The sequence below is a fragment of the Rhodococcus sp. NPDC056743 genome (assembly GCF_042790355.1).
Classification (GTDB): domain Bacteria; phylum Actinomycetota; class Actinomycetes; order Mycobacteriales; family Mycobacteriaceae; genus Rhodococcus_F.
On sequence record NZ_JBHTZI010000016.1, the window covers coordinates 65,754 to 89,878 of the forward strand.

At 61.0% G+C, this 24,125-nt stretch carries 22 protein-coding genes, 4 tRNA genes and 1 riboswitch; of the genes, 14 read left to right on the forward strand and 12 right to left on the reverse strand.

Annotated features, from left to right (window positions below):
* Nucleotides 1-20 precede the first annotated feature (20 nt).
* The 4 genes from ACFRFQ_RS29450 to ACFRFQ_RS29465 all read right to left on the reverse strand — a co-directional run bounded on the left by ACFRFQ_RS29450 (nt 21) and on the right by ACFRFQ_RS29465 (nt 5,465).
* Nucleotides 21-2,033 carry an LCP family protein gene (locus ACFRFQ_RS29450; RefSeq protein WP_378665128.1) on the reverse strand — a complete coding sequence of 671 codons (2,013 nt, stop codon included), beginning with the start codon at nt 2,031-2,033 and terminating at the stop codon, nt 21-23.
* Nucleotides 2,034-2,190: 157 nt separating this feature from the next.
* On the reverse strand, nt 2,191-3,333 hold the full coding sequence (dusB, locus tag ACFRFQ_RS29455; protein WP_378665129.1) for a tRNA dihydrouridine synthase DusB: 1,143 nt from the start codon (nt 3,331-3,333) through the stop codon (nt 2,191-2,193).
* An 81-nt stretch (nt 3,334-3,414) separates the two neighbouring features.
* Nucleotides 3,415-4,374: an acyl-ACP desaturase gene (locus tag ACFRFQ_RS29460; RefSeq protein WP_378665130.1), complete on the reverse strand. Its 960-nt coding sequence runs from the start codon at nt 4,372-4,374 to the stop codon at nt 3,415-3,417.
* A gap of 215 nt (nt 4,375-4,589) precedes the next feature.
* On the reverse strand, nt 4,590-5,465 hold the full coding sequence (locus ACFRFQ_RS29465) for a LysR substrate-binding domain-containing protein (protein WP_378665166.1): 876 nt from the start codon (nt 5,463-5,465) through the stop codon (nt 4,590-4,592).
* A gap of 102 nt (nt 5,466-5,567) precedes the next feature.
* Here ACFRFQ_RS29465 and ACFRFQ_RS29470 point away from each other — a divergent pair, with 102 nt between their 5' ends.
* Complete coding sequence (locus ACFRFQ_RS29470; RefSeq protein ID WP_378665131.1) at nt 5,568-6,797, forward strand: MFS transporter; 1,230 nt, start codon at nt 5,568-5,570, stop codon at nt 6,795-6,797.
* Between the two features lie 46 nt (nt 6,798-6,843).
* Here the strand turns inward: ACFRFQ_RS29470 and ACFRFQ_RS29475 are convergent, their stop codons facing one another.
* The gene (locus ACFRFQ_RS29475; RefSeq protein WP_378665132.1) at nt 6,844-7,425 is read right to left on the reverse strand and encodes a DUF937 domain-containing protein; all 582 of its coding nucleotides are present in this window, start codon (nt 7,423-7,425) and stop codon (nt 6,844-6,846) included.
* Nucleotides 7,426-7,525: 100 nt separating this feature from the next.
* Entirely contained in the window at nt 7,526-7,972 is a 447-nt protein-coding gene (locus ACFRFQ_RS29480; RefSeq protein WP_378665133.1) for a hypothetical protein, read from the reverse strand.
* A gap of 120 nt (nt 7,973-8,092) precedes the next feature.
* Between ACFRFQ_RS29480 and ACFRFQ_RS29485 the strand changes: the two genes are divergently transcribed.
* On the forward strand, nt 8,093-8,485 hold the full coding sequence (locus ACFRFQ_RS29485; protein ID WP_378665134.1) for an MmcQ/YjbR family DNA-binding protein: 393 nt from the start codon (nt 8,093-8,095) through the stop codon (nt 8,483-8,485).
* Nucleotides 8,486-8,518: 33 nt separating this feature from the next.
* Nucleotides 8,519-9,103: a hypothetical protein gene (locus ACFRFQ_RS29490; protein WP_378665135.1), complete on the forward strand. Its 585-nt coding sequence runs from the start codon at nt 8,519-8,521 to the stop codon at nt 9,101-9,103.
* 54 nt (nt 9,104-9,157) lie between these two features.
* Here the strand turns inward: ACFRFQ_RS29490 and ACFRFQ_RS29495 are convergent, their stop codons facing one another.
* Nucleotides 9,158-9,631 (reverse strand): DUF4334 domain-containing protein, encoded by a 474-nt coding sequence (locus tag ACFRFQ_RS29495; protein WP_378665136.1) that lies wholly within the window; start codon nt 9,629-9,631, stop codon nt 9,158-9,160.
* A 136-nt stretch (nt 9,632-9,767) separates the two neighbouring features.
* Between ACFRFQ_RS29495 and ACFRFQ_RS29500 the strand changes: the two genes are divergently transcribed.
* On the forward strand, nt 9,768-10,334 hold the full coding sequence (locus tag ACFRFQ_RS29500) for a TetR family transcriptional regulator (RefSeq protein WP_378665137.1): 567 nt from the start codon (nt 9,768-9,770) through the stop codon (nt 10,332-10,334).
* A gap of 70 nt (nt 10,335-10,404) precedes the next feature.
* On the opposite strand, the gene ACFRFQ_RS29505 is transcribed toward ACFRFQ_RS29500, so the two are convergent.
* The 4 genes from ACFRFQ_RS29505 to ACFRFQ_RS29520 all read right to left on the reverse strand — a co-directional run bounded on the left by ACFRFQ_RS29505 (nt 10,405) and on the right by ACFRFQ_RS29520 (nt 13,305).
* Nucleotides 10,405-11,601, reverse strand: coding sequence for a PrsW family intramembrane metalloprotease (locus ACFRFQ_RS29505; RefSeq protein WP_378665138.1), 1,197 nt, complete (start codon nt 11,599-11,601; stop codon nt 10,405-10,407).
* The gene (locus ACFRFQ_RS29510) at nt 11,601-12,272 is read right to left on the reverse strand and encodes a hypothetical protein (protein WP_378665139.1); all 672 of its coding nucleotides are present in this window, start codon (nt 12,270-12,272) and stop codon (nt 11,601-11,603) included. The genes ACFRFQ_RS29505 and ACFRFQ_RS29510 overlap by 1 nt, the downstream gene beginning before the upstream one ends.
* Before the next feature lie 312 nt (nt 12,273-12,584).
* Nucleotides 12,585-12,657, reverse strand: a tRNA-Lys gene (locus ACFRFQ_RS29515).
* Between the two features lie 213 nt (nt 12,658-12,870).
* Nucleotides 12,871-13,305 carry a MarR family winged helix-turn-helix transcriptional regulator gene (locus ACFRFQ_RS29520; protein WP_378665140.1) on the reverse strand — a complete coding sequence of 145 codons (435 nt, stop codon included), beginning with the start codon at nt 13,303-13,305 and terminating at the stop codon, nt 12,871-12,873.
* Between the two features lie 418 nt (nt 13,306-13,723).
* On the opposite strand from ACFRFQ_RS29520, the gene ACFRFQ_RS29525 reads away from it, so the two are divergent.
* The 10 genes from ACFRFQ_RS29525 (at nt 13,724) to ACFRFQ_RS29570 (ending at nt 23,299) form a co-directional block, all read left to right on the forward strand.
* A complete protein-coding gene (locus tag ACFRFQ_RS29525; protein ID WP_378665141.1) occupies nt 13,724-14,377 on the forward strand; it encodes a TetR family transcriptional regulator in 654 nt (217 codons plus the stop codon).
* A gap of 111 nt (nt 14,378-14,488) precedes the next feature.
* Nucleotides 14,489-14,561, forward strand: a tRNA-Glu gene (locus tag ACFRFQ_RS29530).
* A gap of 135 nt (nt 14,562-14,696) precedes the next feature.
* Nucleotides 14,697-14,770 (forward strand) — tRNA-Asp (locus tag ACFRFQ_RS29535).
* Between the two features lie 70 nt (nt 14,771-14,840).
* Nucleotides 14,841-14,917, forward strand: a tRNA-Phe gene (locus ACFRFQ_RS29540).
* 247 nt (nt 14,918-15,164) lie between these two features.
* Nucleotides 15,165-16,805: an ABC transporter substrate-binding protein gene (locus ACFRFQ_RS29545; protein WP_378665142.1), complete on the forward strand. Its 1,641-nt coding sequence runs from the start codon at nt 15,165-15,167 to the stop codon at nt 16,803-16,805.
* Nucleotides 16,806-16,985: 180 nt separating this feature from the next.
* Nucleotides 16,986-17,078, forward strand: a riboswitch (SAM riboswitch).
* A gap of 4 nt (nt 17,079-17,082) precedes the next feature.
* Nucleotides 17,083-18,162, forward strand: a complete 1,080-nt coding sequence (locus tag ACFRFQ_RS29550; protein ID WP_378665143.1) for an LLM class flavin-dependent oxidoreductase — start codon at nt 17,083-17,085, stop codon at nt 18,160-18,162.
* Nucleotides 18,163-18,191: 29 nt separating this feature from the next.
* Nucleotides 18,192-19,586, forward strand: a complete 1,395-nt coding sequence (locus tag ACFRFQ_RS29555) for an NtaA/DmoA family FMN-dependent monooxygenase (RefSeq protein ID WP_378665144.1) — start codon at nt 18,192-18,194, stop codon at nt 19,584-19,586.
* A 69-nt stretch (nt 19,587-19,655) separates the two neighbouring features.
* Complete coding sequence (locus ACFRFQ_RS29560; protein ID WP_378665167.1) at nt 19,656-21,014, forward strand: MFS transporter; 1,359 nt, start codon at nt 19,656-19,658, stop codon at nt 21,012-21,014.
* A 54-nt stretch (nt 21,015-21,068) separates the two neighbouring features.
* On the forward strand, nt 21,069-22,592 hold the full coding sequence (gene ftsW / locus ACFRFQ_RS29565) for a putative lipid II flippase FtsW (protein WP_378665145.1): 1,524 nt from the start codon (nt 21,069-21,071) through the stop codon (nt 22,590-22,592).
* A 74-nt stretch (nt 22,593-22,666) separates the two neighbouring features.
* Entirely contained in the window at nt 22,667-23,299 is a 633-nt protein-coding gene (locus ACFRFQ_RS29570; protein WP_185993129.1) for a TetR family transcriptional regulator, read from the forward strand.
* A gap of 4 nt (nt 23,300-23,303) precedes the next feature.
* Here the strand turns inward: ACFRFQ_RS29570 and ACFRFQ_RS29575 are convergent, their stop codons facing one another.
* Nucleotides 23,304-24,062 carry an SDR family NAD(P)-dependent oxidoreductase gene (locus ACFRFQ_RS29575; RefSeq protein WP_378665146.1) on the reverse strand — a complete coding sequence of 253 codons (759 nt, stop codon included), beginning with the start codon at nt 24,060-24,062 and terminating at the stop codon, nt 23,304-23,306.
* Nucleotides 24,063-24,125 lie beyond the last annotated feature (63 nt).

Sequence of the window (24,125 nt, forward strand, 5' to 3'; positions counted from 1 at the left end):
CCCTTCTAGCGCTCATACCCTCAGGCGCAGGTTGTGTCACCGGCGTTGACTGCGGCGATATCGGAGGGCAGCGACGTCGACGCGCTCGTATCCACGGATGACGGTTCTGCGGACAACGAAGTTCCGGGACCGGCCGGTGCGACAACTGTCCCGCCGAAATCGCTGCCGATGACCAGTTCGACCATGTCACCCATGCTCGGAGTGAGGACGAGTAGCGCACCGGGAATCGCGGATGCGACAGTGGCGGCCTCGGCTTCGTAGCCCGCCGCGTATCGCACCACAGTCGCGGATGCCTGGACGTTGGCAAGTCCCGTCGCGGCACTGAAATTTCCGATGGTCGAGATCTGGAATCCGTACGCCGCAAGTTGGTCGGCGGCAGTCGCAGCCTGGCCGGAAACGCCTGACGCGTTCGAAACATCGATGTAGATGTTGTACGGGCTCATCGCCGACACGAGTGTTGCTTCGGGGACCGGCGTCGTGGCGGTGGACGGTGCTGAGCTGGTCGACGTCTCGTCGCTGTCATTCGCGCGCTCTTCACCCGGAAGTGGTTCGTCGTCGATGATGGCCTGGAAGAGGGCTTTGATCTCGTCGGTCCGGGGGATCTCGTTGCCCCAGTCATTGGTGCCGTCGGTGGGCACAGTCAGGAACGTGACAGCGCCCGCATCGACGTTCTGCAGTGATCGACCCAGCGTGACCAGGGATTTTGTGTCGATGTTCTCGACAAACGTGTCTTGGGTGAAGGCGTTGATGAATCCGTTGAGCTTGCTCGGATTGAGCAGTACGTCGTTGGACAGTGCCGAGCGCAGCAGTGCGGACAGGAACTTCTGTTGTCTCGTGATGCGCCCGTAGTCGCCGTTGCCTTCGGCTTCGACATGGCGGGCGCGGACGTAGTTCAGCGCGGTCCGGCCGTCGAGCATCTGGTTTCCGCTGGTCGGTAGAACTGTGCCGAGAATGCCGTCTTCGATGGGGACGGGGGAGCAGATGTTCACACCGCCGACCGTGTCGACCATGCTCTCGAAGCCGGCGAAGTCCATGCCCACGAAGTGCCCGATCTTGAGTCCGGACATTTTCTGGATGACCTTGACCAGACACTTCGGGCCACCGAGGGCGTACGTGGCGTTGAGCTTGTCGCCGGACGCGGCGGGGAAAGACTCACTGGTGTACGTTCCGGTGTCGTTGTCCCAGCCCTGGCAGACCGGGCGCTCGACATCGAGATCGCGCGGGAACGAAACAGCAACGACGCGGCTGCGGTCCGCGGGGATGTTGACCAGCATCACGGTGTCGGCGCGGGCACCTTCCGCGTCTTCGACAGTTCCCGCGCCGATCTCACCACTTGCACCGGCCCGCGTATCGGTGCCGACAATCAGATAGGTTTCGTCGCCGAGCTGGCCGAGTGCATCGACGATGTCGTCTGAATTGGTGTCGAGTGCAGCGATCTGCTCGAACTTTCCTTCGGTGGTGCGTAGGTAACCCCAGACGACACCGGTCATCGTCAATGACATGACGGCAAGAAATGCGACAGCGGATCGGCTGATCGTCTTCACTCGCTGCCGGCGCCGAATCTTGTTGAGCGCAAGCCGGCTGCCACCGGTTTCACTGACGACACGGGGAGAAGCGGAGGACGGTGGGTCGCTACTGATCCAGTCAGCGGCGGCCGGTGCGATCGGTGGGGGAGGCAGCGGCTTGTCGGGAGGTTGAGAGTTGAGAGGCTTCGAACCGGGGGGCGGACTGTCCCGGGGCGATTCGATTCTTTTCGGCGCTGGCGGTTCGACTACACGCTGGCCGCCGGTGTCGCCCACCCGTTGGACAAGTTCCGCGACGGAGATGCTGTCGCTCGGCGGTGCGTCGCGTCGACCGAATCGGCTGAAGCGATCCAGACCTCGACGCTCAGACGTCGGGGCTTCGGACTGCGGCGCCCCGTTGGGCTCGGGTTTAGACGAACGACGATTGCGGTATCGCTGATCTGCGAGGGGCCGCTCCCACGGGGCGCGGCTTTCGGGCGAAGGTGGGCCCGAGTCGTGATCATCACCCACCGATGCAACCTGTCTCGTCGTTGACTGCCGATACGGACAGTGCGTCTCTTGTCGTGTGCCGGCCAACTGCTGTTGACGAAGCTGGAGCCATATTACTGGTGAATCCTGAGTTATTCACTCAGAAACTTGGCGAATTGCCCGAATTCACAGCAATGACTTATCCGCCCGAGTGCATGATGTCCGCTCCGACAGGCACCAGATCATCCTCGGGATCGTCGAGCCAGCCCTCGGGCAAGGCAACCTGACCAGGGGAACCCTGTCGGCCGCGGGGGCCCTCTGCGTCCTTCGGAAATGGAACGTCGCGGTCCAGCTGGGCCAGCAGTTCGTCGAGTTCGGTCAGGGTGCTCACCAGTGCCATGGACACGCGCAGATCCGACCCGACGGGGAACCCACGCAGATACCAGGACACGTGCTTGCGAAGTTCGCGCAGTCCCTTCATCTCACCGTGGTGTGCAGCAAGGAGTTGGGCATGGCGGGCGATGATCGTGGTGACCTCGCCGAGCGTCGGAGGCGTCGCAATCGGCTGTCCGTTGAGAGCCGCGCTGAGCTCTGCGAACAGCCACGGACGGCCGAGGCACCCGCGTCCGACGACGACGCCGTCACAGCCGGTCTCGTCCATCATGCGGGCAGCATCGGAGGCGTCGAAGATGTCGCCGTTGCCGAGAATCGGAACGTCGGGAACGTGTTCCTTCAGGCGGGCGATTTCGTTCCAGTCCGCAGTCCCGGAGTAGCGCTGCGATGCGGTGCGTGCGTGCAGTGCGATTGCGGCAGCGCCCTCGGCTGCGGCGATGCGTCCGGCGTCGAGGTGCGTGTGATGGTCGGCATCGATACCGACGCGCATCTTCACGGTGACAGGAATGTCGGTGCCTTCGGTGGCACGAACGGCAGCAGCGACGATCTGTCCGAACAGCCGACGCTTGTAGGGAAGCGCGGAGCCGCCGCCTTTTCGAGTGACTTTCGGCACGGGGCAGCCGAAGTTCATGTCGATGTGGTCGGCCATGTTCTCGTCGACGATCATCTTGGCCGCAGCGTAGGTGGTGTCGGGGTCGACGGTGTACAGCTGCAGGGACCGCGGAGTTTCGGTGGGTCCGAAGGTGGTCATATGCATGGTGGCCGGCTGGCGCTCGACGAGCGCGCGGGCGGTGACCATTTCACACACGTAGAGCCCGGAGGTGCTCCCGGCGCGTTCGAGTTCGAGTTCACGACAGAGCGTGCGGAAGGCGACATTGGTGACGCCCGCCATGGGTGCGAGGACCACGGGGCTGTGCAGCTCGAGTGAACCGATACGAAGGGAAGACATGACTACCTCTGAACAAATATTTCTGACAAGTGAAAGTGCCCGGTACCGAATCCGGTACCGGGCACAGAATAGCTGGTGAAATTAAGAGGCCTGCTGTTCACGCTTGGCGGCTTCGCGGGCGAGCATGCGATCGCGCTGCTCCTCGAACTTTGTCGCCTGGGCGGCAAGTGTCTCGAGGAAGGCGGCCAGTTCTTCGCGTGTGTTCTCGCCTTCGGCGCTGAAGTCGTTGCGCTCGAAGATATTCCACTTGCGCAGCACGGGCCAGATGACCTCGTCGAGGTGCTGACGGAGATCGTAGATTCCGTGCTTGGCCATCAAAACGCCGTTGCGACGGAAGTTGGGCATCCCGGCGCCGGGCATCTGGAAATTCTGGACGATGTTCGACACGGACTTCAAGGTCTGATCTGGTGCGAGATCGAGAGCCGCGCCACAGATGTTGCGGTAGAAGATCATGTGCAGGTTCTCGTCGGCGGCGATGCGCTGAAGCATCTTGTCGGCGATCGGTTCGTCACAGGCCTTGCCGGTGTTGCGGTGGCTGACGCGCGTCGCGAGTTCCTGGAAGGTGACGTAGGCGACGGAGTGGAGCACGCCGGCTCCGTCGTCCGGGATGGGCGGGTTGTAGCCGGTGACCATGTGTTCCATGCGGAAGCGCTCGAGTTCGACGGGATCGACGGCGCGGGTGACAACCAGATAGTCGCGCATCACGATGCCGTGGCGGTTCTCCTCGGCGGTCCAGCGGCCGACCCAGGTGCCCCATGCCCCGTCCTGTGAGAAGTTTTCGGCGATCTCGCGGTGGTACGACGGCAGGTTGTCCTCGGTGAGGAGATTGGTGATCATCGCGGCTCGGGCGACCTCGCTGAGCCGTGACTGTTCGAGATCCCAGTCTTCGCCGCCCATGGCTGCGAAATTGCGACCTTCGTCCCACGGAATGTAGTCGTGCGGGTGCCATTCCTTTGCCATGGAGATGTGCCGATTGACGTTCTCTTCGGCAACCGGCTGCAGTTCTGTCAGCAGTTCGAGCTGCGTCAGATTCCTGGTCATTTACGTGCCTCCGTGTTGAGTGAATGCCCGACTCCGCTCCAGCCTACGGTACCGTAGGTTTGGCATGGACGACATGAATTGCTCCCCCTGTGCGAATGTTACCCAGCCGTAGCCAGCGTTCGTGGACGGGAGATGGACACTGTCCTAATTGTCCGATGCGTTCCATTCGCTTGTTGCCGAGATCATACCTGCCGGTTTGGCTGTACGTGTGAGTTTCAGGACCACGTATTTTCGCGGACAAAATCACGGAAATCGCGCGCTGGCCTCGATAATTCCCGATTCTCGGTCCACACAAGCCCGATTTTCCGCGTAGCGCCGGCAAGGGGGACGAACACGATTCCCTCTGCCCAGATGGGTGGATCTTGGATCGGCATGACGGCCACGCCCAGGGACGCGGACACCAGCCCGCCCACAGTTGCCAGCTCACTGCTCTCGAAGACGAATTCCGGTGTGAACCCGGCGGCAGCGCACATTTCGTCGAGGATTCGGCGCATGCCGAAGTCCAACTGCATACCTATGAACTGCTCGCCCGCCGCCTCGGCCAAGTCGAGCTCAGGTAAGTCGGCGAAGCGATGTCCGAGCGGAACGGCAAGGGCAAGTTTCTGCTGCGCAATCTGCGTCCACTCCAGTCGAGGGTCTTTCGGCTCTGGTGAGATGACTGCAAGATCCGTGTCGCCGGCAGCAACGCGATCACTCAGGAACTGCGCTCGATCCTGATGGAGTTCGAACCGAACTCCCGGATGCTCCGTTCGATATGCCCGAATCATGCGCGGGATCAACCACGTTCCGAACGAATGGAGAAAATCGAGTCGTACCGTCCCGGTGTCGGGACCGGCCAGGGTGTTGATCTGGTTTAGCGCGGAATTGAGTGTGCCGAGTGCGCTGGTTGCCTGTTCGTACAGGATGCGACCGTATCGATTGAGGGTGAGCCGTCGGCCGTGTCGGTCGAACAGCGGTACGCCTACGTCTCGCTCGAGCCGTGCGAGTTTGCGGGAGAGCGTGGGCTGCGACAGATGGGTGATATCGGCCGTCGCCGTGACCTGTTGGGTTTCTGCCAGCACGACAAACCACTCCAGGTCGTCCGTCAACATCACAGGTGAACTCTATATGCGAATTGGGAATGTAGAACACAAAATATATGCATTTTCTTTTGTTGGACTTGCGGCGGAAGATTCTTGCCGGAGGTCATTTCGATGAGCATGTCGGTAGAAATCAGCGCAGGGACCGAAGTCGGCAGAGCGTCGTACCGGCGGGGAACCGCCGGATATCGCGCGGTGACTCTTGCGCTGTTTGCAGCGGGATTGACGACGTTTGTGTCGATGTACTCGGCGCAAGCACTGCTGCCTGCGTTTTCGCACGCATTCGGAGTCTCACCCGCGGTATCGGCGCTGTCCGTGTCGGTGACCACGGGGATGGTGGCATTGGCAATCATTCCGGCGAGCGCATTGTCCGAACGATTCGGGCGGACCCGCGTCATGATCTTTTCGGCAATCACGTCGTGCGTGATCGGTCTTCTGCTGCCGCTGAGTCCGACTGTCGAGATTCTGTTGGTAGGCCGAGCTTTCCAAGGCGCTGCGCTGGCGGGAATTCCGGCGGTTGCCATGGCGTATCTCGCGGAGGAGATCGACCCCAAGGATTTAGGCGGGGCGATGGGGCGCTACGTTGCAGGCACCACAGTCGGCGGATTGATCGGACGATTGATCCCGGCCACTGTCGTCGACGTAAGTTCTTGGCACTGGGCGCTTTTTGCGGTCGCTCTGCTCTCGACGGTATTCGCGACCGTCATGACCAGGGCCCTGCCGAGGTCGCAATTCTTCCGGCCGCAGCCAGTGTCTGCTCGACGGTTGGCCTCGAATCTGCGTGCCCACCTTGCAGACTCGGATCTGCGTACGCTCTTCGCTTTGGGATTCATCATGATGGGAGCCTTTGTTTCCGTCTACAACTTCCTCGGGTTTCGTCTTGCTGCAGCGCCTTTCGGACTTTCCGAAGCGATTGTGGGACTGGTGTTCCTGTTCTATCTCGCAGGAACCGTGACATCGACCGTGGCAGGCGCCTTCGCGGACAGAGTGGGACAACGGTGGGTGTTGCTGGGTTCCGTATCGGTGACAGTGCTCGGTCTAGTGTTGACCGTCCCCGACAACCTTGTGCTGACGCTGGTGGGGATGTTGTTCTTCACCGGAGGGTTCTTTGCCGCGCATTCCGTAGCCAGCGGTTGGGTCGGCCGGCTTGCCCGAGCCCATCGGGCTGAGGCGTCGGCGCTCTATCTGTTTGCCTACTACGCCGGTTCATCCGTGGCGGGTGTCTTGGCAGGTTCAGCCTATGCGGTAGGCGGTTGGAATGGCGTCAGTGTATTTGTCGCCTGTTTGCTTGTCGTGGCAATAGGATTGTCGCTGAGAATGTTTCGGGCCATACGAGTTGACTGAAGTCAGTTGCGGCGGCTCTTCGGCCGCCGCAACTGGCGTTGTCCGACTACTTCTTGCCGCCGCCGAGGAGCCCGCCGAGCAGATCGCCGATGCCGCCACCGCCGGAGCCGCCGAGGAGCCCACCGAGTGCTCCGCCGATGCCGCCGCCCGAGTTGCCTCCGCCGAGGAGTCCGCCGAGCAGATCGCCGATTCCGCCACCACCAGCAGCCTGCGTCTGCGCGCCCGAACTCCCGCCGGTGAACTGCTTGGCCAGGTACGCCAACACGATTGGCGCGAGTATCGGGAGAAGTTGCTTCACCAGATCGTTTCCGCCGCCGACGCTACCCAGCGTGCTGGCTACCTGATCGGTGTTGTTACCGAAGATGTTCGCCACGATTTTCTGACCGTCGGCGGTGTCGACCTTGCTGATGTCGATTCCGTCGTCGAGGATCGTGGTGTTGGCGTGCGACTGCAGTGCGCTTTCGAGGGACGCTGCGCCTGCCTCGTTGTCGGCGTTGGCGCCGAGACCGCTGACCAGCGTGGGAAGTGCCGATTTCACAGCAGTTTCGGCGGTGGCCTGATCTACGCCGAGTTGCTGCGCAATCTGGTCGATCGGGATCTGTGAGAGAAGATCGTCAAGCGAAGCCATACGATGCCCTACTTTTCTGGGGTCCCACTTGTCAGCACCCGGTTGATGCAGACACTAGTGAATGTTCGAGACCGTCGGTAGCTCGGATGTTGCGGAGTGGTCAGCGTCGAGCATTTTCTCGGGGGACCAGACACATGAGAAGAGCAAGTGCGAGGCCTCCGACGGTCAGAACGAATCCTGTCTGATTCGTCAGGATCGTGGAGTAGTTTTCCCTGATGATGTTGTCGAATTGGTCATTGACGCGGTAGTAGAAGGTGCCGAGAGAGACCAGTCCGACGATCACTCCGATCCACGCTGCGAGTCGTGAACCGAACACTGCCGCAATCAGGATCGCCACGGCAGATCCGAGAAGGAGAATCATCATGGATCGGTAGAACGGCACCGACTGATCGGCGATCTGCTCGATAATCCAGCCGGCCGGAAACCCGTCTCGTAAGTCTTCGAGGCGGACGTCACCGGGTTTCACTCCGGCCAGTATCGACATGAACGAGCCGACTGCCACAGCGATGCCGCAGATCAGCAGAACCACATGAACAAACGTGCGCATATCACTCTCCCGAAGGATCGGTGAACGTCTAACGCGGTCGAGTTACGAGCCTAGCGACGACGCGTGTGATTTCGACAGGCTTTTCCCGGACGGTCTGAGTCGACCATGCACAATGTCACCATGGCGGACAACATGCGTCGACTCGAAGAGATCTCGCTGAGCCTTCCCGAAGCGCAGCGCGTCGACATCGAGGCGTGGGACGGACAGCCCACTTTTCGGGTGCGTGGCAAGAACTTCGTCTTCTGCAACGCCGATGCCACGTCGCTGACGATCAAGCTGAGCAAACCGGAGGCCGAGGCGGTGGTCGCGACCGAATCACGCGCAACCGCGGCTGGGTACGGGCTGGGCCGTCACGGGTGGGTTGTCATCGATCTCAGTGGCAGGATCGACGGAGAGTACTGGGATCAACTCGAGGAATGGATCTACACCTCGTACACCCTCGTTGCGCCCAAGAAGCTGGCACGATTGGTGCTCGACGGGGATGCGACGGGCGGTAACCCGATAGATTCGTGATGACACGTACGCCGCCTAGACGAGGATTTGGTCATGACGACACCGCAAGCATCATCGGCTCCCACAACATCGGGCATGCCGCCTTGGGCGAAAAAGGCCATCACTATCGGCGTGGCGGCAGTTGTTCTGGTCATCACCTACTTCATTCTGGCTGCGTATCTTCCACGTTGGTGGTCTCAGCGTATTGCGTCGCTCGCCGACGGCAGTTTCAGTGGCGGCATTGCGTGGGGTGTGATGTTCGGCCTCGTGTGTACATTGGTCCCCCTGCTCTTCTTCCGTGCGATCTGGCAGGTACGCAAACGGAAGCATGCGAGGCCGATGCAGATCGGCGCTTTGGTACTCGGTGTGATTTTCGCGTTGCCGAACCTGCTGACGCTGAGCATCGTTCTCGGAAACAGTAGTGCTGCGCACGCCGGCGAGCGGGTGCTCGATGTCGACGGCCCTGGCTTTCGCGGGGCCTCGGTACTCGGTGCGATCATCGGTGTGGCGCTGTTCATCGGCATCGTATTTCTGGGATACATGTACAAGAAGCGTGGCAAGGAAATCGACAAAATGCGCGGCGACCTGAAGCAACACGAGCCGCAGAGCAAGGGCGAGGCACCAGCCCCTGAAATCTGAACTACCAGAAGAGAACAGCCTTCGACTGGTAGAGGCCTGCTGCGACGCTGCGAATCACGCTCGTTCGAGTAGGAAGTAGTAGTGCTGGTCGTTGTCGAGAACCAGTTTCGATTTTCCGTTCATGATGCCCATGAGTGTCGATTCGTCGACCTTCTTGAAATGGTCGAATATCGGTGAGCCGTCGTAGACCATCGTCGCAGTGACTTCGCCGCGGAACTCGATGTTCCACAGGCTTGCTTCGCCGTTGCCGCCCTTGACGTCCGAGTAGAGGTTTCCGTCGTCGTCTCGGCAGATCAACGGCTTCGCGTCCTCGACCGAGTTGAACGTCTTGCCGTACCAGCGACTCGCCACCAGTCTGTCGTGGAGTCGGTGGCCGGTGGCGAAGTCGTCACCCTTCCACTCGCCGAGGATGTCTTCGGCGGCGACAGTGTCCAGGGCGGCCCACACGTCGTCGAGTTCGGCAGGCGATACACCACTTTCCGCCGCGCGGAGTCGGGTGAATGCTGTGCGTGCGTCGTCGAGATTCATGATGCTCCTTGTGTCGGGCAGATGTGCGTCGGACAGATGTGCGTCGGACAGTTCACGAACCAAGTTGTTCGTGAACTTTGGACGCTACGCCGAACCGAGTGGTTCGGCAATGGTCGATTCGTTCTAGGCTGTGAACATGCGCTCAGCCGGGGAAGCCACCAGAGACCGCATTCTCGCGGCCGCGAAGGACGAATTTGCCAGGTACGGACTGGCCGGGGCTCGGATCAACCGAATCGCCGCGGATGCTCGGGCCAGCAAGGACCGTCTGTATGCGTACTTCGCAAGCAAGGAAGAACTGTTTACTGCAGTGACGGCCGAGTGGACCGTCGAGACCACCGCCGAGACGGCGCTGCGCGGAGATGATCTCCCGGGCTACGCAGGCCGACTCTTCGACAACTACGTTGCTCATCCCGAGAACGCTCGCTTGCAGCAGTGGGCGGATCTCGAAATGCCGGACATCATGAGCGAGAACGACATACGAAGCAACACCCTGCAGCCCAAGATTGCGGAAATTCGCAAGGGCCAGGCAGACGGGCACATCGATCCCGGCTGGAACCCGGCGGAGTTGCTGTTCGTGGTCACCGATCTGGCCAGGACGCTGGCGCTCCCGCGCGGTAACGGCGCCACGTCCAAGGTTTCGCGTTCGGTGTCTCAACGCCGAGAGACTGCGGTCGAAGCGGTGCGCCGGTTGATTGCGGCGTAGCTCTGCACAGAAAACCGCCGCAGATGACCGATCCGGTCATCTGCGGCGGTTCTGTTTGTTCGGTGGAGGATCAGGCTTTGATCGAAGGCTGACCGCTCCGGATTCGGTGTACCTCGGATCGAGCGAATTCGACTCGGCCGGTGCCAGTTCCGTGGGAATCAGCCAGAGCGTCGGCGAGGTCTGCCGCGGCCTCGAGCACATACTCGCGACGTTTGCGGTCGGCGTGGGTTCCAGCAGCCTTACGGAAAGCTTTGCGTGCTTTGCGGTCACCGGACAGAGCGGTCAGTTCGTCGCTCGTGACAACCCCACGTTCGACCTCCGGGGCCAGAATGTCACGCAGGAACTGACGTTCACGGGGAACTGTCATGCGAAACACGCGGACCACGATCGTCAAGGCCGCGGCGATCATGACGACGAAAAGCAGAAAGAGAAGCACAGTCTTGCCCTGCGACAAGGCGCCGGCAGAATCCCACAGGCCATGCAGCACCATCGCGGTAGCCATCAGCGCGAGACCGCGTCCGACGCGGCGTGGTTCGGCTGGACGCCCCAGGAGGTAGACCAACCCGGCGCAGAAGATCGCACTGTAGAGGGTGTGCGCTGCGACTCCGAAGACCATGCGGAGCATGATCGTCGACATTGCGGCGCCGATCGGATCGGCTCCGAACTGTGACGCGGCCGAGTTCAACGCGTAGAGAACGTCTTCGAAGATCTGGAAGCCGAGTCCGATGAACGCGCCGAGTATGAAGCCGTCGAATGCGGTGCGCACCAAGCGCGAAGCCAGTGCAATGAGCAAGAGCAGCCCGACGCCCTTGGCAATTTCTTCGGTGAACGGCGCTGTCAACCCTGCGCCCCAGTCCGACGCCCAGGCCTGTCCGAAGGTCTTGGCGTACAAGGCGAGTATTGCGTCGTTGGCGTTTGCTGCCATGACCCACGTGGCAGCGAAACTTCCCCAGAAGAATGCCGTCACGATCAGTTTGACGGGCTGGCGTGCATACCGGTCGATGTGGTGGGTGAACCACCAGAAGATCGCGCCGTACACACCGAAGAGAACAATGGAGAGAGCTATGGCATCGCCGTAGGCAGCTGCGGAGGACGAGAGCATGGAGAAGAGCTTGAAAGCGCCGCTCACCACCAAGAGCAGGTACACCCAGAAAGCTGCGTTGCGTGGTTGATAGAAAGCGAAAGACCGGCTCCAGCCGGAGTTTTCGATCGCGTCGATACGAGCGGCGATCAGGTCGTCGGTCGACCGCATTGTAGGAGTGGTCATCACTTGCCCTCTCCCGTTCGGTGGCCGATGCTCACGATCATGCGAGCGATGTCGTCGGTAATTGCCGGTGCCACGTCGCTCGGACCAGTGGAGACCACTTCAATGCCCTTGCCGTCGACGACAAATGCTGCGATCACACCGTCCGTGGTCGAATTCGCGTAGCTGGTCAGAACGCCGCGGATGCCACTTTCGGTCGTGATCGCGGAGGAATCGTCGCTTACCCGCAGCGACTCTTCGGTAGCGAGCGCATCCGAAGTCTTCTTGATCTGTTCCAGGAGGGCATTCGCGTCGCCGGAGAAGGGTGCTGTGTACACGGTGAACATCGCACCGCCATTCACGAGCGTCGCGCGAGGAGGGAACGAACCGGTTACCGGAGCATCCGTCTCACGGACGCCGTCGGTGATTCCCCAGCCGGGCGCAGGAACGAAGGTGATGCCGTAGTTGAGTTCCATGACATCTCCTGCGACGACCGGGTCGTCGTACGAGACCGCGTCGTTGATCGCCGGGATGACGATGCTCATCAGGATCGCGATGGCCAACACTACGGCGGCCGGGAGAATGGTCGTGCGATCGAGACCGAACCAGCGTCGGTCTACCGGAACCCAACGGTCATCGGGTTCGTAGGCGGTAGGTGGTGGTGCCATCCGTTCTCGGGTATCTATCTCGGACATTCCCGGCCTCTTGCTTTCGTGCGCTATTTCGTAATGGCATTCGCGCACAACAAATTTCGCGGATATCCGGCAATCTGTCCGTGCTGGGGTGCAGAGCGAATCCGAGGAGTGTCCCTCACAGGCACAAAAGTATCAAACATGACAATTCTTGCGCGACGCGAAACGCGCCTTTTCAAACAAGAATGTTGCGGCGACGCCGACCGAGACGAACATGTGGCTGTGTGCAGTGCTGTGAAGCATGCCGCTAAGGGGTGAGGCATAGGAAACAGAACAGCCTGACACCCTCCGAAGAGAGTGTCAGGCGCTCGGGTGTGCCCCCAGTAGGACTCGAACCTACGACCTGCGGATTAAAAGTCCGTAGCTCTACCAACTGAGCTATAGGGGCGCGGCGCAGAGTCTAACCAGACCGCGAAGCAGGTGAAAACACCGCCCCCGTCAAAGGGGTGATTCCGGGATCTCGATCACGCCGCCGGATCGGTGTCGGTTGCCTAGGCGTCCGAGGGTGCGATGCCGGTAAGGGGCGGTAGTCACGATGGGTAAATGATGTGAGAGTTGCTGCAGTGGAGGATGTTTGAGTGTCCAGGTCTCCGTTGGGCGATTAGGGAGGTGGATTATTCGAATTTCCGACCCTGCGCAGGATTCTGCCGGCGATCAGGAGGAGGTCACGTTCGGCGTCTGTGCACTCGGCGTGGATGGCTTCGGTGAACCATCTGTTCCTCAGGCGGCGATCATCGTGGAGTGCGGACGCGCCGGCGTCGGTCAGATCGATGAGGTGCGCCCGACCGTCGGATGGATCGGATCGCCGGCTTACCAAACCACCAGCTTCGAGTGTTGCAACCGTCTTGGCGATCGATTGAGGCGTGACACGCTCGAGTTGTGCGAGGGATTTGGCCGCCATGGGTCCGTGCCGGTCGAGATGTCCGAGAGCGTGGACGGCAGTGGCGCCGAGGTGGGTCCCAACTCGTTCGTTATGTAGACGTCGTGCAAACACGCCGAGGTCTTCCGCTAGCGCGTTGATCTCGTCCTGGTTCATTACCACTCCTTGACTGCCTTGCATATTAGGCAGCCTAACTGTTTAGTTGATGGGGAAGTGTCTGATTTTCTTGCACGTATTGTGAGAAAATAGTATCTGTGGTTGTTTAATCTTCGGGGCGCGATGGCGAGGTCTCGGCGTCGTGGGTAGTGCAGCACCGGCTCGAAAAAGAAGAAGCTCGGATGCGCACCCCCTGTGCCGCACCCGAGCGGCCAAAACGATACCACCCGGTGTGTTCTGGCGAGTGCTTGCTTTTTCGGTGTCATTTGATCGAATGACACAACTAGTACTTTTGGTGGGTGTTGCGTTAAGTCTTACGCGGCGAATCCGGAGGGGATATTGTGAGCTTCCGGGGGATTGTGGGTGTCGCAGGCGGCACCTTTCGGATATCGACTCGGCGAGAGGCATAACACCGCATATGGCACGTCAACAAGAGCGTGCGCGGCGTACCCGCGCCGCCCTGGTCGAAGCGGCTGCAATTGAGTTCGCCAAGCGCGGTTACGCGGCGGCGTCGGTGAACACGATCCTTGAAGGCTCCCGTGCAACCAAGGGTGCCATGTACTTTCACTTTCAATCGAAAGAAGAGTTGGCAAGAGCGATCTTGACCGGCGCGATGGAGATGTTCACGGATGTCACCGATCAATGGTCCAAACGGACGGACCTTGATCCGTTCCAGCTTCTTCATGGTCTTGTGCTCGACATTGCGACACTGTTTCGAACCAATGTGATCGTGCAGGCGGAATTCAGGTTGATCATCGAACCGGAGTTCTATGCCGACGTGAAGTCGGGTGCAGGTCAGGTGTGGGGGCGCTCGGCATTCGAGTTGGCTACCCGCGCCAAGTCCGAAGGTTTGTTGCGCGAAGGCGTTGATCCTGAGAAGTTCACGCGTGTCCTTGCGGCAGGCTTGGCGGGGCAGCGGTACATGGCAGATCTGATGGCACAGAGTGGCGACCTCGCGCTCTGGTTCGAGGAAGCGCTCGAAGTGCTGCTCGAAGCGATGGCGAGTCGGGATTGGCTCGAGAACTTTCATCGTGATGGCTGGACAGTAGTTGAGTCCTATGTGCGGGAATAGTGCCATTTTTGCTCGCTGACCTGGCGATTTGAGTTTTTCCGGTGCTGTGTCCTAAGCTATCCAAGCTCCCAAGGAACGACGCAGGGAGCACTGCTCGGAGTGATCCGGCGCGCCCCCTTCGTCTAGCGGCCTAGGACGCCGCCCTTTCAAGGCGGTAGCGCGGGTTCGAATCCCGTAGGGGGTACGTTTTGCGAAAGCGAAACGATGCAGTATGGTTTGACCCGCACGACACGCTTTGAGTTGCAGAAATACCCAGCTAGGACAGTGGTTTGGGAGCAGCGAGAAGATGTAGTACGGTTTCACAGCAAGGAAAAAGCAAGGCCCTGTGGCGCAGTTGGTTAGCGCGCCGCCCTGTCACGGCGGAGGTCGCGGGTTCGAGTCCCGTCAGGGTCGCAAAGCATTGTTCTCAGTCAATAGGCTGGGAACAATGCAGTGCGATAGGCATTCGGTTCGGGTGCCGTCCGGCCAGGTAGCTCAGTTGGTACGAGCGTCCGCCTGAAAAGCGGAAGGTCGCCGGTTCGATCCCGGCCCTGGCCACCACAACTCGATAAATTAAGCTCCAGATTCCTGTTTTCAAAACAGTGAAGCTGGAGCTTTTTCTATTGTTCGCCGCGGTTATTGGAACTGATCGGTCGGATTCCGTCGAATTGGTTCCGGTCAGCGGGAACGTGCTGTGTATCACTCATTGTCGAGCATCACTATTACCCGCAGCACCCATTTCAGGGGTGCGGGTGGTCCGGCCGTCTCACGATGTCCGGTCCTACTTTCTCTGCGCAAGAAGGAAGTGATGGTCGACGTGTCTCACTCGAGGTCCCGACGCATCGGGAAATTCAGCCGTACCGCAGTTGCATTGTTCGGAGCCGGCATTCTGCTTGCCGGGTGCGCAAGCAATGACGACGGCAACGGCACTACCGACGGTGACACCGGATCGGCGTCGATCGTCACCGGGATGATCAACGAACAGGGCGATGCCGGCACGCCGGTCGCAGGCGGAACACTGACGTACGGTGTCCAGGTTCTCGCGTCCTCCCTGGATCCGACGAAGGTTGCAGCGCGCGGCGGTTCCGGCGGCGAAGCTCTGGCAGCGGTGTACGACGTTCTGGTGAGCTACGACACGGCGACCGGAGAGTTCGAACCGAAGTTGGCCAAGTCCCTCGACACCAATGACGACGGCAAGACCTGGACCCTGAAGCTGCGTGACGGCGTGAAGTTCAGCGACGGCACTGCACTCGACGCCAACGCCGTCATCGCGAGCATCGACCGGTACAACGCAGGTAAGGGCAACGGCGCAGAACTGTGGCTGGCCTCGGTCGCTTCGATGGAAGCCTCGGATGCCGCTACCGTGGTCTTCAATCTGAGTGCGCCGTGGATGCGTTTTCCGTCGATGCTGGCACTCGGCCACGGAATGATCGTCGCTCCCAGCTCGCAGCAGGGTGACAAGTTCACCGCGGTCGGTGCCGGACCGTTCACCGAAGGCGTGTTCAGCCCGAGCGTCGAGCGAATCTTCAAGGCCAACCCCGCCTACTACGGTGGTGCTCCGAAGCTCGAGCAGCTTCGGATGGTTGCGCTCAACGGCCCGCAGGCCAATCTCGAATCCCTGAACAGTGGTCAGCTGGACGTTGCTTACATTCGTGGTCTGACGTCGGCAATCAACTCCGCCAAATCCGCCGGCTATCCCGGTTACATCGACGTACTCAACGCCGGTAGCGCCGAGATCATCAACAACCGTGAAGGTCGACCGGGCGCAGATGTCCGGGTCCGCCAGGCTATCGGCTATGCACTCGATCCGGAGCTGATCGACCAGCGCGCCGAAAACGGTGAAGGACTCCCGGGATCGGAACTGTTCGGCACGACGTCACAGTGGCACGTCGACACCCCGGGGATCGCGTACGACCCCGCCAAGGCCAAGGAACTTCTGAGCCAGGCCAAGGCCGACGGATACAACGGCACGCTCAACTACATTGTGCTCAGCGAGCCGAAGGACCATGCGATCGGTTTGGCTGTGCAGTCTCTGCTTCAGGCCGTCGGGTTCGAGGTGAACCTCATTCTTGCGAACAACGCCGGCGACATCGTTCAGAACGTCTACGTCAAGAACGATTTCGACCTCGCTCACGCCGGTATCGGTTTGTACGAGTCGATTCCCGATCTCGGTCTGTACTCGACCACCAACAGCACCTCGAAGTCCAACACCGCGGGTTACGCCAACCCCGCTATGGATCAGTTGATCGCTGATCTGCAGCAGACGAAGGACAATGCGTCGGCGTTGGCCGTGATCAGCAAGATCCAGACCCTGTGGAACGAAACGGTTCCGTCGGCTCCGGTCGGTGGCTTGGCCTCCTTCTGGGCTTGGCAGAAGAACGTGCACGGCGTGGTTCCGACTGCAACGGGCATCATGTTGTTCGATCAGGCATGGATGGGCGCTAAGTAGCGTCACACGCAACCCGAGAGCCCCGTCCGACGTGAGTCGGGCGGGGTTTTGTCATGTCCGGTCCGATCGCATGAACATGCAACCCTTTCGATCATCGTGATTCTTTTGAAATATGTTGCTAGTCAAGGTAATTCGAATAATCGAATTTGACTTGTCTGTCATGGTCGACATAGATTGCAGTCACCATCCAGAGTGGCCGAGAGACCTGGCTCGACGACGCCGCAGCAACCCCCCTTCTTCGAGTTTGGGTGCTACCGCCAGGACCGATGGAGGACGCATGACCGTATTTGCCGTGGGTATCGAACTGGACGGCGAGGGTACCCACCCCGCTGCCTGGCGTCGGAGCTCGTATCGCCCGGACCAACTGCTCACGGGTAAGACTCTGCGTAATCGTGTCGCGGCCGCCGAGAATGCGGGATTCACATTTGCGACGTTCGACGATTCCATCGTGCCGCCGGCCGGTGACGTGGTCGGCCGTATCGACGCCGTCTCGAGGGCGTCGTACGTTGCCGCCACTACCAGCACGATCGGGCTGGTTCCGGTTGTGGGCACCACGTATGCCGAACCGTTCCACACGTCGTCGCAACTGGCGACGCTCGACTATTCCTCGCGTGGACGCGGCGGTTGGCTCCCCGTACCCGTCGAGGACGAGGCGGCGGCCAAGGCTTGGGGGAGGGCGCCGGTGTCGACGGAATCGGCGCGTCGCCAAGAACAACGGGATTCGATCACCGTCGTGACCGATCTCTGGGATTCATGGGAGGACGACGCCGTCGTTCGTGACTACGCCAGCGGTCGGTTCCTCGAGCGGGACCGTCTGCACTACGTGAACTTCGAGGGTGACACTTTCTCGGTGAAAGGCCCGGCGATCGTTCCGCGGCCACCGCAGGGGCAGTTGGTGGTGTTCGGACGGTACGGCGCGATCGATCCGCGTCAGGCGGACGTCGTTCTCGTTTCCGGTGATTCGGTCGATGCAATCGCACGGTCAGCGGCGAATGCGCGCGATGAGGGCGCGTCATTGGTGATCACCGAAGTCGACGTGGCCTTCGATACACCGAATCTGTCTGCGGCGCAGCGACTGGCCGAACTGAATTCGCACGGTGAAGCCGTGGAAAGCAGCCGCCTGATTCTGGCCGGCGACCCAGTGGCTTCGACGGCGCAGTTGAAGGAACTGGCCGGGGATCTCGACGGTGTTCACTTCCATCCGCTCGTGATCGACGAGGACCTTCCGGTGCTGGCGAAGTTCGTCCTTCCGGCCTTGTCCAAGGACAGCCTGACACGACGTCCGGTCCCGGGTTCGACGCTGAGGGGCAACCTCGGCCTGCAACGGCCCGTCAATCGATTTGCTCATTCCTCCTGACTTGACTTCGTGCTAAGGATATTTCGGCTATGACTGCATCACGCTCCGCCGTGCCTCGACCCGACGCTCATGTTCATTTCGGCGTCTTCTTCCAAGGTGTCAATCACACCACCATCTGGTCCGATGTCGCCAGCGGATCCCAAATCGACTTCGAGACGTTCCGGCGGTTGGTTCTCACCGCCGAGCGCGGACTGTTCGACGCCTTCTTCCTCGGCGAGGGCCTGCGCCTTCGTGAGCAGAACGGCAAGATTCTCGATCTCGATGTCGCCGGCCGACCCGACGCCATAGCGCAACTGGCCACCCTGGCCGGTATTACCGACAAGATCGGGCTGGTCGCGACGCAGAACACCACGTACAACGAACCTGCCGACCTCGCACGCCGGCTCTCCGGCCTCGATCTTCTCTCCGACGGCCGGGCCGGGTGGAATGCGGTGACCACCGACAATGCGTGGACGGGTGAGAACTTCCGCCGTGGCGGTTTCCTCGATCACGCTCTGCGCTACGAACGGGCCGGCCAGTTCATCGAAACTGCACGGGCACTGTGGGATTCGTGGGCAGACGCCGCAGTCTCGGATTCCCGCGTGTCCGAGAACTGGTCGGCGCCGGGTGCGGTGAGCGAAGTACGCAGGCAGACTTCCCAATTCGACATCTCCGTGACGCCGACGCTTCCCCGGAGTCGGCAGGGGCACCCGGTTATCTTCCAGGCCGGCGATTCGCCGAGCGGGCGAGATTTCGCGGCGACACATGCCGACGTCATCTTCTCGCGTCATGGAACGCATTTCGATGATGCGCTCGATTTTGCCGACGACATCCGTGCGAGGTTGCGGGCAGCGGGGCGGCCCGAGGATGATGTCAAAATTCTCCCGGGTACCCAGATTGTGCTTGCGGAGAACGAGTCCGAGGTCGAGGAGAAGGTCCGGTGGGTTCTCGAAGGCCAGTACACCGGACAGACGGCACTGTCTCTCGTCGGGTTGGTGTGGGGTAAGGACCTCTCTGATCGGGATCCGGACGGTCCACTGCCCGAGGAAGATCCGGTTGCTCGGCCGGTGTCCGAGACCAGGGGAGCGGCCCGCGACGGCAACGACCCCATCGCGATTGCGCGTGAATGGCGGGCGCTCGCCGAGGCGAAGAACCTGTCGTTGCGTCAGGTTGCCATCGAGACGTCGCAGCGATCCGGTTTTGCCGGAACCCCCGGTCAGGTCGCCGACCAGTTGGTGCATTGGGTGCGTCACGGGGCTTCGGACGGATTCAACATCTCGCCGTACCTGGTACCGACCGGGCTTGACGAGATCGTCGACTGGCTGATTCCGGAGTTGCAGGAGCGCGGTGCTTATCGCACCGAGTACTCCACCTCGACGCTGCGCGGGCACCTCGGTTTGCGTCCGCCGCTCACGCGTCGCGCCGCATCCGAAGCTGCGGGGTAGCGGGTCCTGTCCCACACAGTCACAGCGGCGCCCGAATCCACCAAGCTCGATTCGGCCGTCCGCTGGGAGATTATCGTCTGCGTAGCCGCGGGGTTCACCACCCTCCTCGATTCGGCGGTGCTCGGAATCGGAGTGCCGTCGATCCGGGCGTCACTGGACGCGTCCACTTCCGAGGTGCAGTGGATCCTCGCGAGCTACTCGTTGACCTTCGGGTTGGCACTGGTTCCGGCCGGCAGACTCGGTGACGTCGTCGGGCGTCGGCGATTGTTCTTGTTCGGGCTGAGCATGTTCGCGGTCATGGGAATTCTCGGGGCGTGTGCGTCGGACCCGTCGATGATCATCGCGGCTCGACTCGGGCAGGGGATCGGTGCCGGCACCATCAGTTCGCAGGTGCTCGGAATCATCACAGACCGGGTGTCCGGGAAGTCGCGGGCGAAGGCGTTGGGTGCATACAGCACGGCGGGCGGTCTTGCGGGGGTGTCCGGACCGATCCTGGGTGGTCTGTTGCTGAAGTACTTCGACCCGGACTTCGGGTGGCGATTGCTCCTCGTCGTCAACGTGCCGTTCGCGGTCGTCACATTGATTCTGGCGTTTCGTTTCCTGCGCCGCGATCGCACTACCCGGTCCGGGGCCTCGATCGATCCCGTCGGGCTCTGCCTGCTGGCGGCTGCAACCGGGCTCCTGCTGTTACCTATCGTGACTCGAACAAGTGTCGTGGCCGCGGCGGTGTCCCTGGTCGGTGCTGTCAGTGCGGCTGTCGCCTTCTGGTTCTGGGAACGTCGGTACGCCGCCGGTGGTGGAACGCCGGTTCTGCTCCCATCGTTGATCGCCTCGCGGGGTTTTCGGCTGGGGACGACGGTTGCGCTCTTCTGGTTCGGATCCATCCTCGCGATCAATGCGGTGCTCAGCCTGTATCTGATCGAAGGCTTGGGGTTCGCCCCGTTGAGTGCGGCCTTCATCATGACCGGTAGCTCGCTTGCGATGGCGGTTACTTCGGCCTTCGGCTGGCGACTGGTTGCACGATTCGGTAGAAGTGCTGTGGCTTTCGCGATCGTCGGTGAGATTCTTGTGGTGCTCGGCTATACCGCGTCGGTCAATCTGGTTCCCCGGGAGCATCTCATTCCGGTGTTGGTCGTCCTTGCAGTCCTCTCGGGTGTTGCCAGCGGTTGCGTCGACGCGCCCAACCGGGTTCTGACTCTCGAATACGCACCGGCGGGTGCGAACGGAGTTGCGGCGGGGTTTCTGCAACTGTCGCAGCGTTTGTCTGCCACCATTTCGTTGGCGGCAGTGTCCGGCCTCTATCTCGGTGTCCTCGGGTCGTCGACGAGTTACGGAAGCGCCCTCGGAATTGCATTGGCCGTGTGTGTCGCGATGTTGGCGCTCTCACTGGTAGCCGCCGTCGCCGACACCCGTCGACGACGCGTGTGACGCTCGAGACCGGTGTTACTCCTGAGTTAGAAGTCGTGGGACGATACTGGAGTGGTGACCGATCGGAGCGACGACAAAGGCAGAGATCGCGGGAGTAGAGATTCAGCTAACTCTCGCCGCAACTCCTCGGACAAATCTGGCCGCGAGTCGATGAAGTTTCGTGCCCGCGCCGCCACCTGGACCAATCGGCCGCTGTTCGACTTCCACATGATCGTCGGCCTGGTCGTCCTGATCGTGGCATTCGGTTTGTTGATGGTGCTCTCGTCGTCGAGCGTCGAATCGTATGTTCTCTCCGGTACGTCCTACGCGCGGTTCTGGCCGCAGTGCATGTTTGCCGCCATCGGTCTGGTTCTGTTCGTGGCAGTCGTGCGAATACCGACCGAGGTGATGCGCAAATACTCGCCGTGGCTGCTGATCTTCTGTCTGATACTCCTTGTGCTGGTCCTGATTCCGGGAATCGGCTCGGAACAAATGGGAGCGCGAAGCTGGTTTGTCATCGCAGGAATCTCATTCCAGCCATCGGAACTGGCGAAGCTGGCCCTGGCAATTTGGTCGGCAGCAACGGTGGCGTCGTTCCTCAATGCGCGTCTCGACGTCAATCGCGCTCTGCCGGTTATCGGCGGCACGACGCTTCTCGTCCTCATCCTTGTCGTGTTGGAGAAGGACCTCGGCACCACGATCACGATCGGCATCATCTTCATGTCGGTGCTGTGGTTCGGGCTGTTCCGGTTGCGGACGTTTGTCATGTTGACCGTGGGTTCCGGGGTGGCGTTCCTTGTCCTTGCGCTTACTGCTGGTTACCGCTCGGATCGGATCAAGGCCTATCTCAATCCGGATCTCGATCCACAGGGCCTCAATTTCCAGAGCACTCAGGCAAAATATGCGTTGGCAAACGGCGGCATCTTCGGTCGTGGACTCGGGCAGTCGGACGCGAAGTGGAGCTATCTTCCGCAGGCGCACAACGACTTCATCTTCGCGGTTATCGGCGAGGAACTCGGCTTGATCGGTGCGCTCATCGTGGTGGCACTCTTTGCTGCCGTCCTCGTTGTCGGGCTGAGGATCGCCAAACGATCCACCGATCCCTTCCTCAAGGTCATGACGGCAACCGCGACAACGCTGATCGTGATGCAGGCATTCATCAACATCGCGTACGTGGTCGGACTGATTCCCGTCACCGGTTTGCAGTTGCCACTCATTTCGGCCGGCGGCACATCGATGATCACGACACTGTTGATGTTCGGGCTGATCGCGCATGCGGCGTTCCGTGAGCCGGAAGCTGTCGCGTCACTCGAAAGCTCCAGTCGCGGCTGGGTACCGTTCGTGTTCGGCAAACCTCGTTTCGGCGACGCCAAGAAGCCGAAGAAGACGCCGCAGCGCCGGGTCCGTGAACGTCCGCAGGAGCAGCAACAACGTCGAGGAGAACCTGGTCGACGTGCCCCTGCGCAGGCACGGAAGCGGGAGTCGCAGCCGGAACCACGACGGCGCGCTCAGCCCGATCGACGACGTTCGGTCAGACGTGACGGTGACGACGATCGTCAGTATCGCGGTGGCAGTACCCGTCCGCGCCGTGCTTCCTGATACCCGCCAGACGTCGTGATCACCGGTAGGCGACTACATTGGAACTGAAATCGGCGTCGGAGAAGGTTGTGGGTATGGCAGGTGGCGATAAGCCGGATCAGTCTGTGGTGGAACGAAGCTCGGTGATCGGGCGTCGTACGACGCCGTCGCAGCGGGCGCGTTTTCATCGGATCGTCGACGCTGCAATGGAATCCGCGTCCGAGGGCGGGTACGACGCGGTCCAGATGAGGTCGGTAGCCGAGCGGGCGGGCGTGGCGATCGGGACGGTGTACCGGTACTTCCCGTCCAAGAATCACATGCTGGTCGTGGCGTTGGTGTGGATGTTCGAGGGCTTGCGCGACAGGTTCCACGACTACGAAATTCCGGGGGACACTCCGTCGGATCGAATTCTGTTCGTGTTGAGGAAGAACACCGAAATCCTCGAGACCGATCATCCTCGCTACGAGGCCCTGGTTCGCGCGTACATGTTTGCGGACGCGTCGGCGACCCCGGAACTCAACGCGCTGGGTGACGTCGTGACGGAGATGTTCGCGAAGTCGATCGGTGTCGAGGAGATTTCAGAGCAGCAGATGGATGCTGTGAAGGTCATCAACGACGTCTGGATGTCTTCTCTCGTGTCGTGGGTGGCCGGTCGCATGACGAGCGATCAGGTGATGGCGCACTTGGAACTTGCCGTGCGCTTGGTGTTCCGTAAGTTGGGCGGATAGCGCGTCAGACGGAGTATCCGCCGTCGACGTTGAGTTTCTGACCGCTGATGAAGCCCGCGGCATCGCTCGCGAGGAAATGCACAGCTTCGGCGATGTCGGTTGCAGACCCGAATTTCTTCAGCGGGATTCGGCTCATGGTGATGTCGAGAGCGGCCGGATCGAGATCGGCTGATGCGATGAGTCTTTCGGCCATGCCATCGGTGAGCATGCCGGGGCCGACGGCGTTGAAGCGCACGCCGTAGCGTCCTTCTTCGGCAGCGAAGCCGCGGACCAGTTGTTCCACAGCGCCTTTGGTGCCGGCAGAAAGTCCGTCACGGACGGGGAAGCGATCGGTGGCCGCGGTGGTGACTGCCACGACGGATCCCGACGATGCGCGCAGCGCCGGCAGGGCGGCGTGTACCAGGGTAAAGAACGCTGCGGCTTCCTGATTCAGCTGTTCGGCAAACACGCTGGGGGAAACTCGCGACAGGTGGGTCATCGGAACGTGTGGTCCCGCTGCATGCACAAGAGTGGTCAATGATCCGAGATCGTCGATCGAAGACTGGACGGCGGCGGTGATGGAGGATTCGCCGTCGAGATCCATCGGATAGGAATGCGCGCGGACTCCGAACGATCGAATTTCCGTACTCAATTGTTCCGCCGCATCTGCGTTGCTTCGGTAGGTGAAGGCGACGTCGTGTCCGCGTGCGGCGAGTGTGCGGGCAATGGCAGAGCCGATACCGCCGGTTCCGCCGCTGATCAAAACGGTGCGCACTGCATTCATGGTTTTCTCCCGGGTTCTGCGGTTGTTGTGGCCCTCACAATCAACCTAGCAAGTGCAACCTAG

Coding starts and splice junctions, on each gene's coding strand:
- ACFRFQ_RS29505 (WP_378665138.1), bottom strand. CDS start 11,601: ATGACCACTCCTACAATGCGGTCGACCGACGACCTGATCGCCGCTCGT.
- ACFRFQ_RS29475 (WP_378665132.1), bottom strand. CDS start 7,425: ATGGCTTCGCTTGACGATCTTCTCTCACAGATCCCGATCGACCAGATT.
- ACFRFQ_RS29470 (WP_378665131.1), top strand. CDS start 5,568: ATGAGCATGTCGGTAGAAATCAGCGCAGGGACCGAAGTCGGCAGAGCG.
- ACFRFQ_RS29490 (WP_378665135.1), top strand. CDS start 8,519: ATGACGACACCGCAAGCATCATCGGCTCCCACAACATCGGGCATGCCG.
- ACFRFQ_RS29555 (WP_378665144.1), top strand. CDS start 18,192: ATGACTGCATCACGCTCCGCCGTGCCTCGACCCGACGCTCATGTTCAT.
- ACFRFQ_RS29570 (WP_185993129.1), top strand. CDS start 22,667: ATGGCAGGTGGCGATAAGCCGGATCAGTCTGTGGTGGAACGAAGCTCG.
- ACFRFQ_RS29480 (WP_378665133.1), bottom strand. CDS start 7,972: ATGCGCACGTTTGTTCATGTGGTTCTGCTGATCTGCGGCATCGCTGTG.
- ACFRFQ_RS29485 (WP_378665134.1), top strand. CDS start 8,093: ATGGCGGACAACATGCGTCGACTCGAAGAGATCTCGCTGAGCCTTCCC.
- ACFRFQ_RS29525 (WP_378665141.1), top strand. CDS start 13,724: ATGGCACGTCAACAAGAGCGTGCGCGGCGTACCCGCGCCGCCCTGGTC.
- ACFRFQ_RS29520 (WP_378665140.1), bottom strand. CDS start 13,305: ATGAACCAGGACGAGATCAACGCGCTAGCGGAAGACCTCGGCGTGTTT.
- ACFRFQ_RS29575 (WP_378665146.1), bottom strand. CDS start 24,062: ATGAATGCAGTGCGCACCGTTTTGATCAGCGGCGGAACCGGCGGTATC.
- ACFRFQ_RS29500 (WP_378665137.1), top strand. CDS start 9,768: ATGCGCTCAGCCGGGGAAGCCACCAGAGACCGCATTCTCGCGGCCGCG.
- ACFRFQ_RS29550 (WP_378665143.1), top strand. CDS start 17,083: ATGACCGTATTTGCCGTGGGTATCGAACTGGACGGCGAGGGTACCCAC.
- ACFRFQ_RS29460 (WP_378665130.1), bottom strand. CDS start 4,374: ATGACCAGGAATCTGACGCAGCTCGAACTGCTGACAGAACTGCAGCCG.
- ACFRFQ_RS29495 (WP_378665136.1), bottom strand. CDS start 9,631: ATGAATCTCGACGACGCACGCACAGCATTCACCCGACTCCGCGCGGCG.
- dusB (WP_378665129.1), bottom strand. CDS start 3,333: ATGTCTTCCCTTCGTATCGGTTCACTCGAGCTGCACAGCCCCGTGGTC.
- ACFRFQ_RS29510 (WP_378665139.1), bottom strand. CDS start 12,272: ATGTCCGAGATAGATACCCGAGAACGGATGGCACCACCACCTACCGCC.
- ACFRFQ_RS29465 (WP_378665166.1), bottom strand. CDS start 5,465: ATGTTGACGGACGACCTGGAGTGGTTTGTCGTGCTGGCAGAAACCCAA.
- ACFRFQ_RS29545 (WP_378665142.1), top strand. CDS start 15,165: ATGGTCGACGTGTCTCACTCGAGGTCCCGACGCATCGGGAAATTCAGC.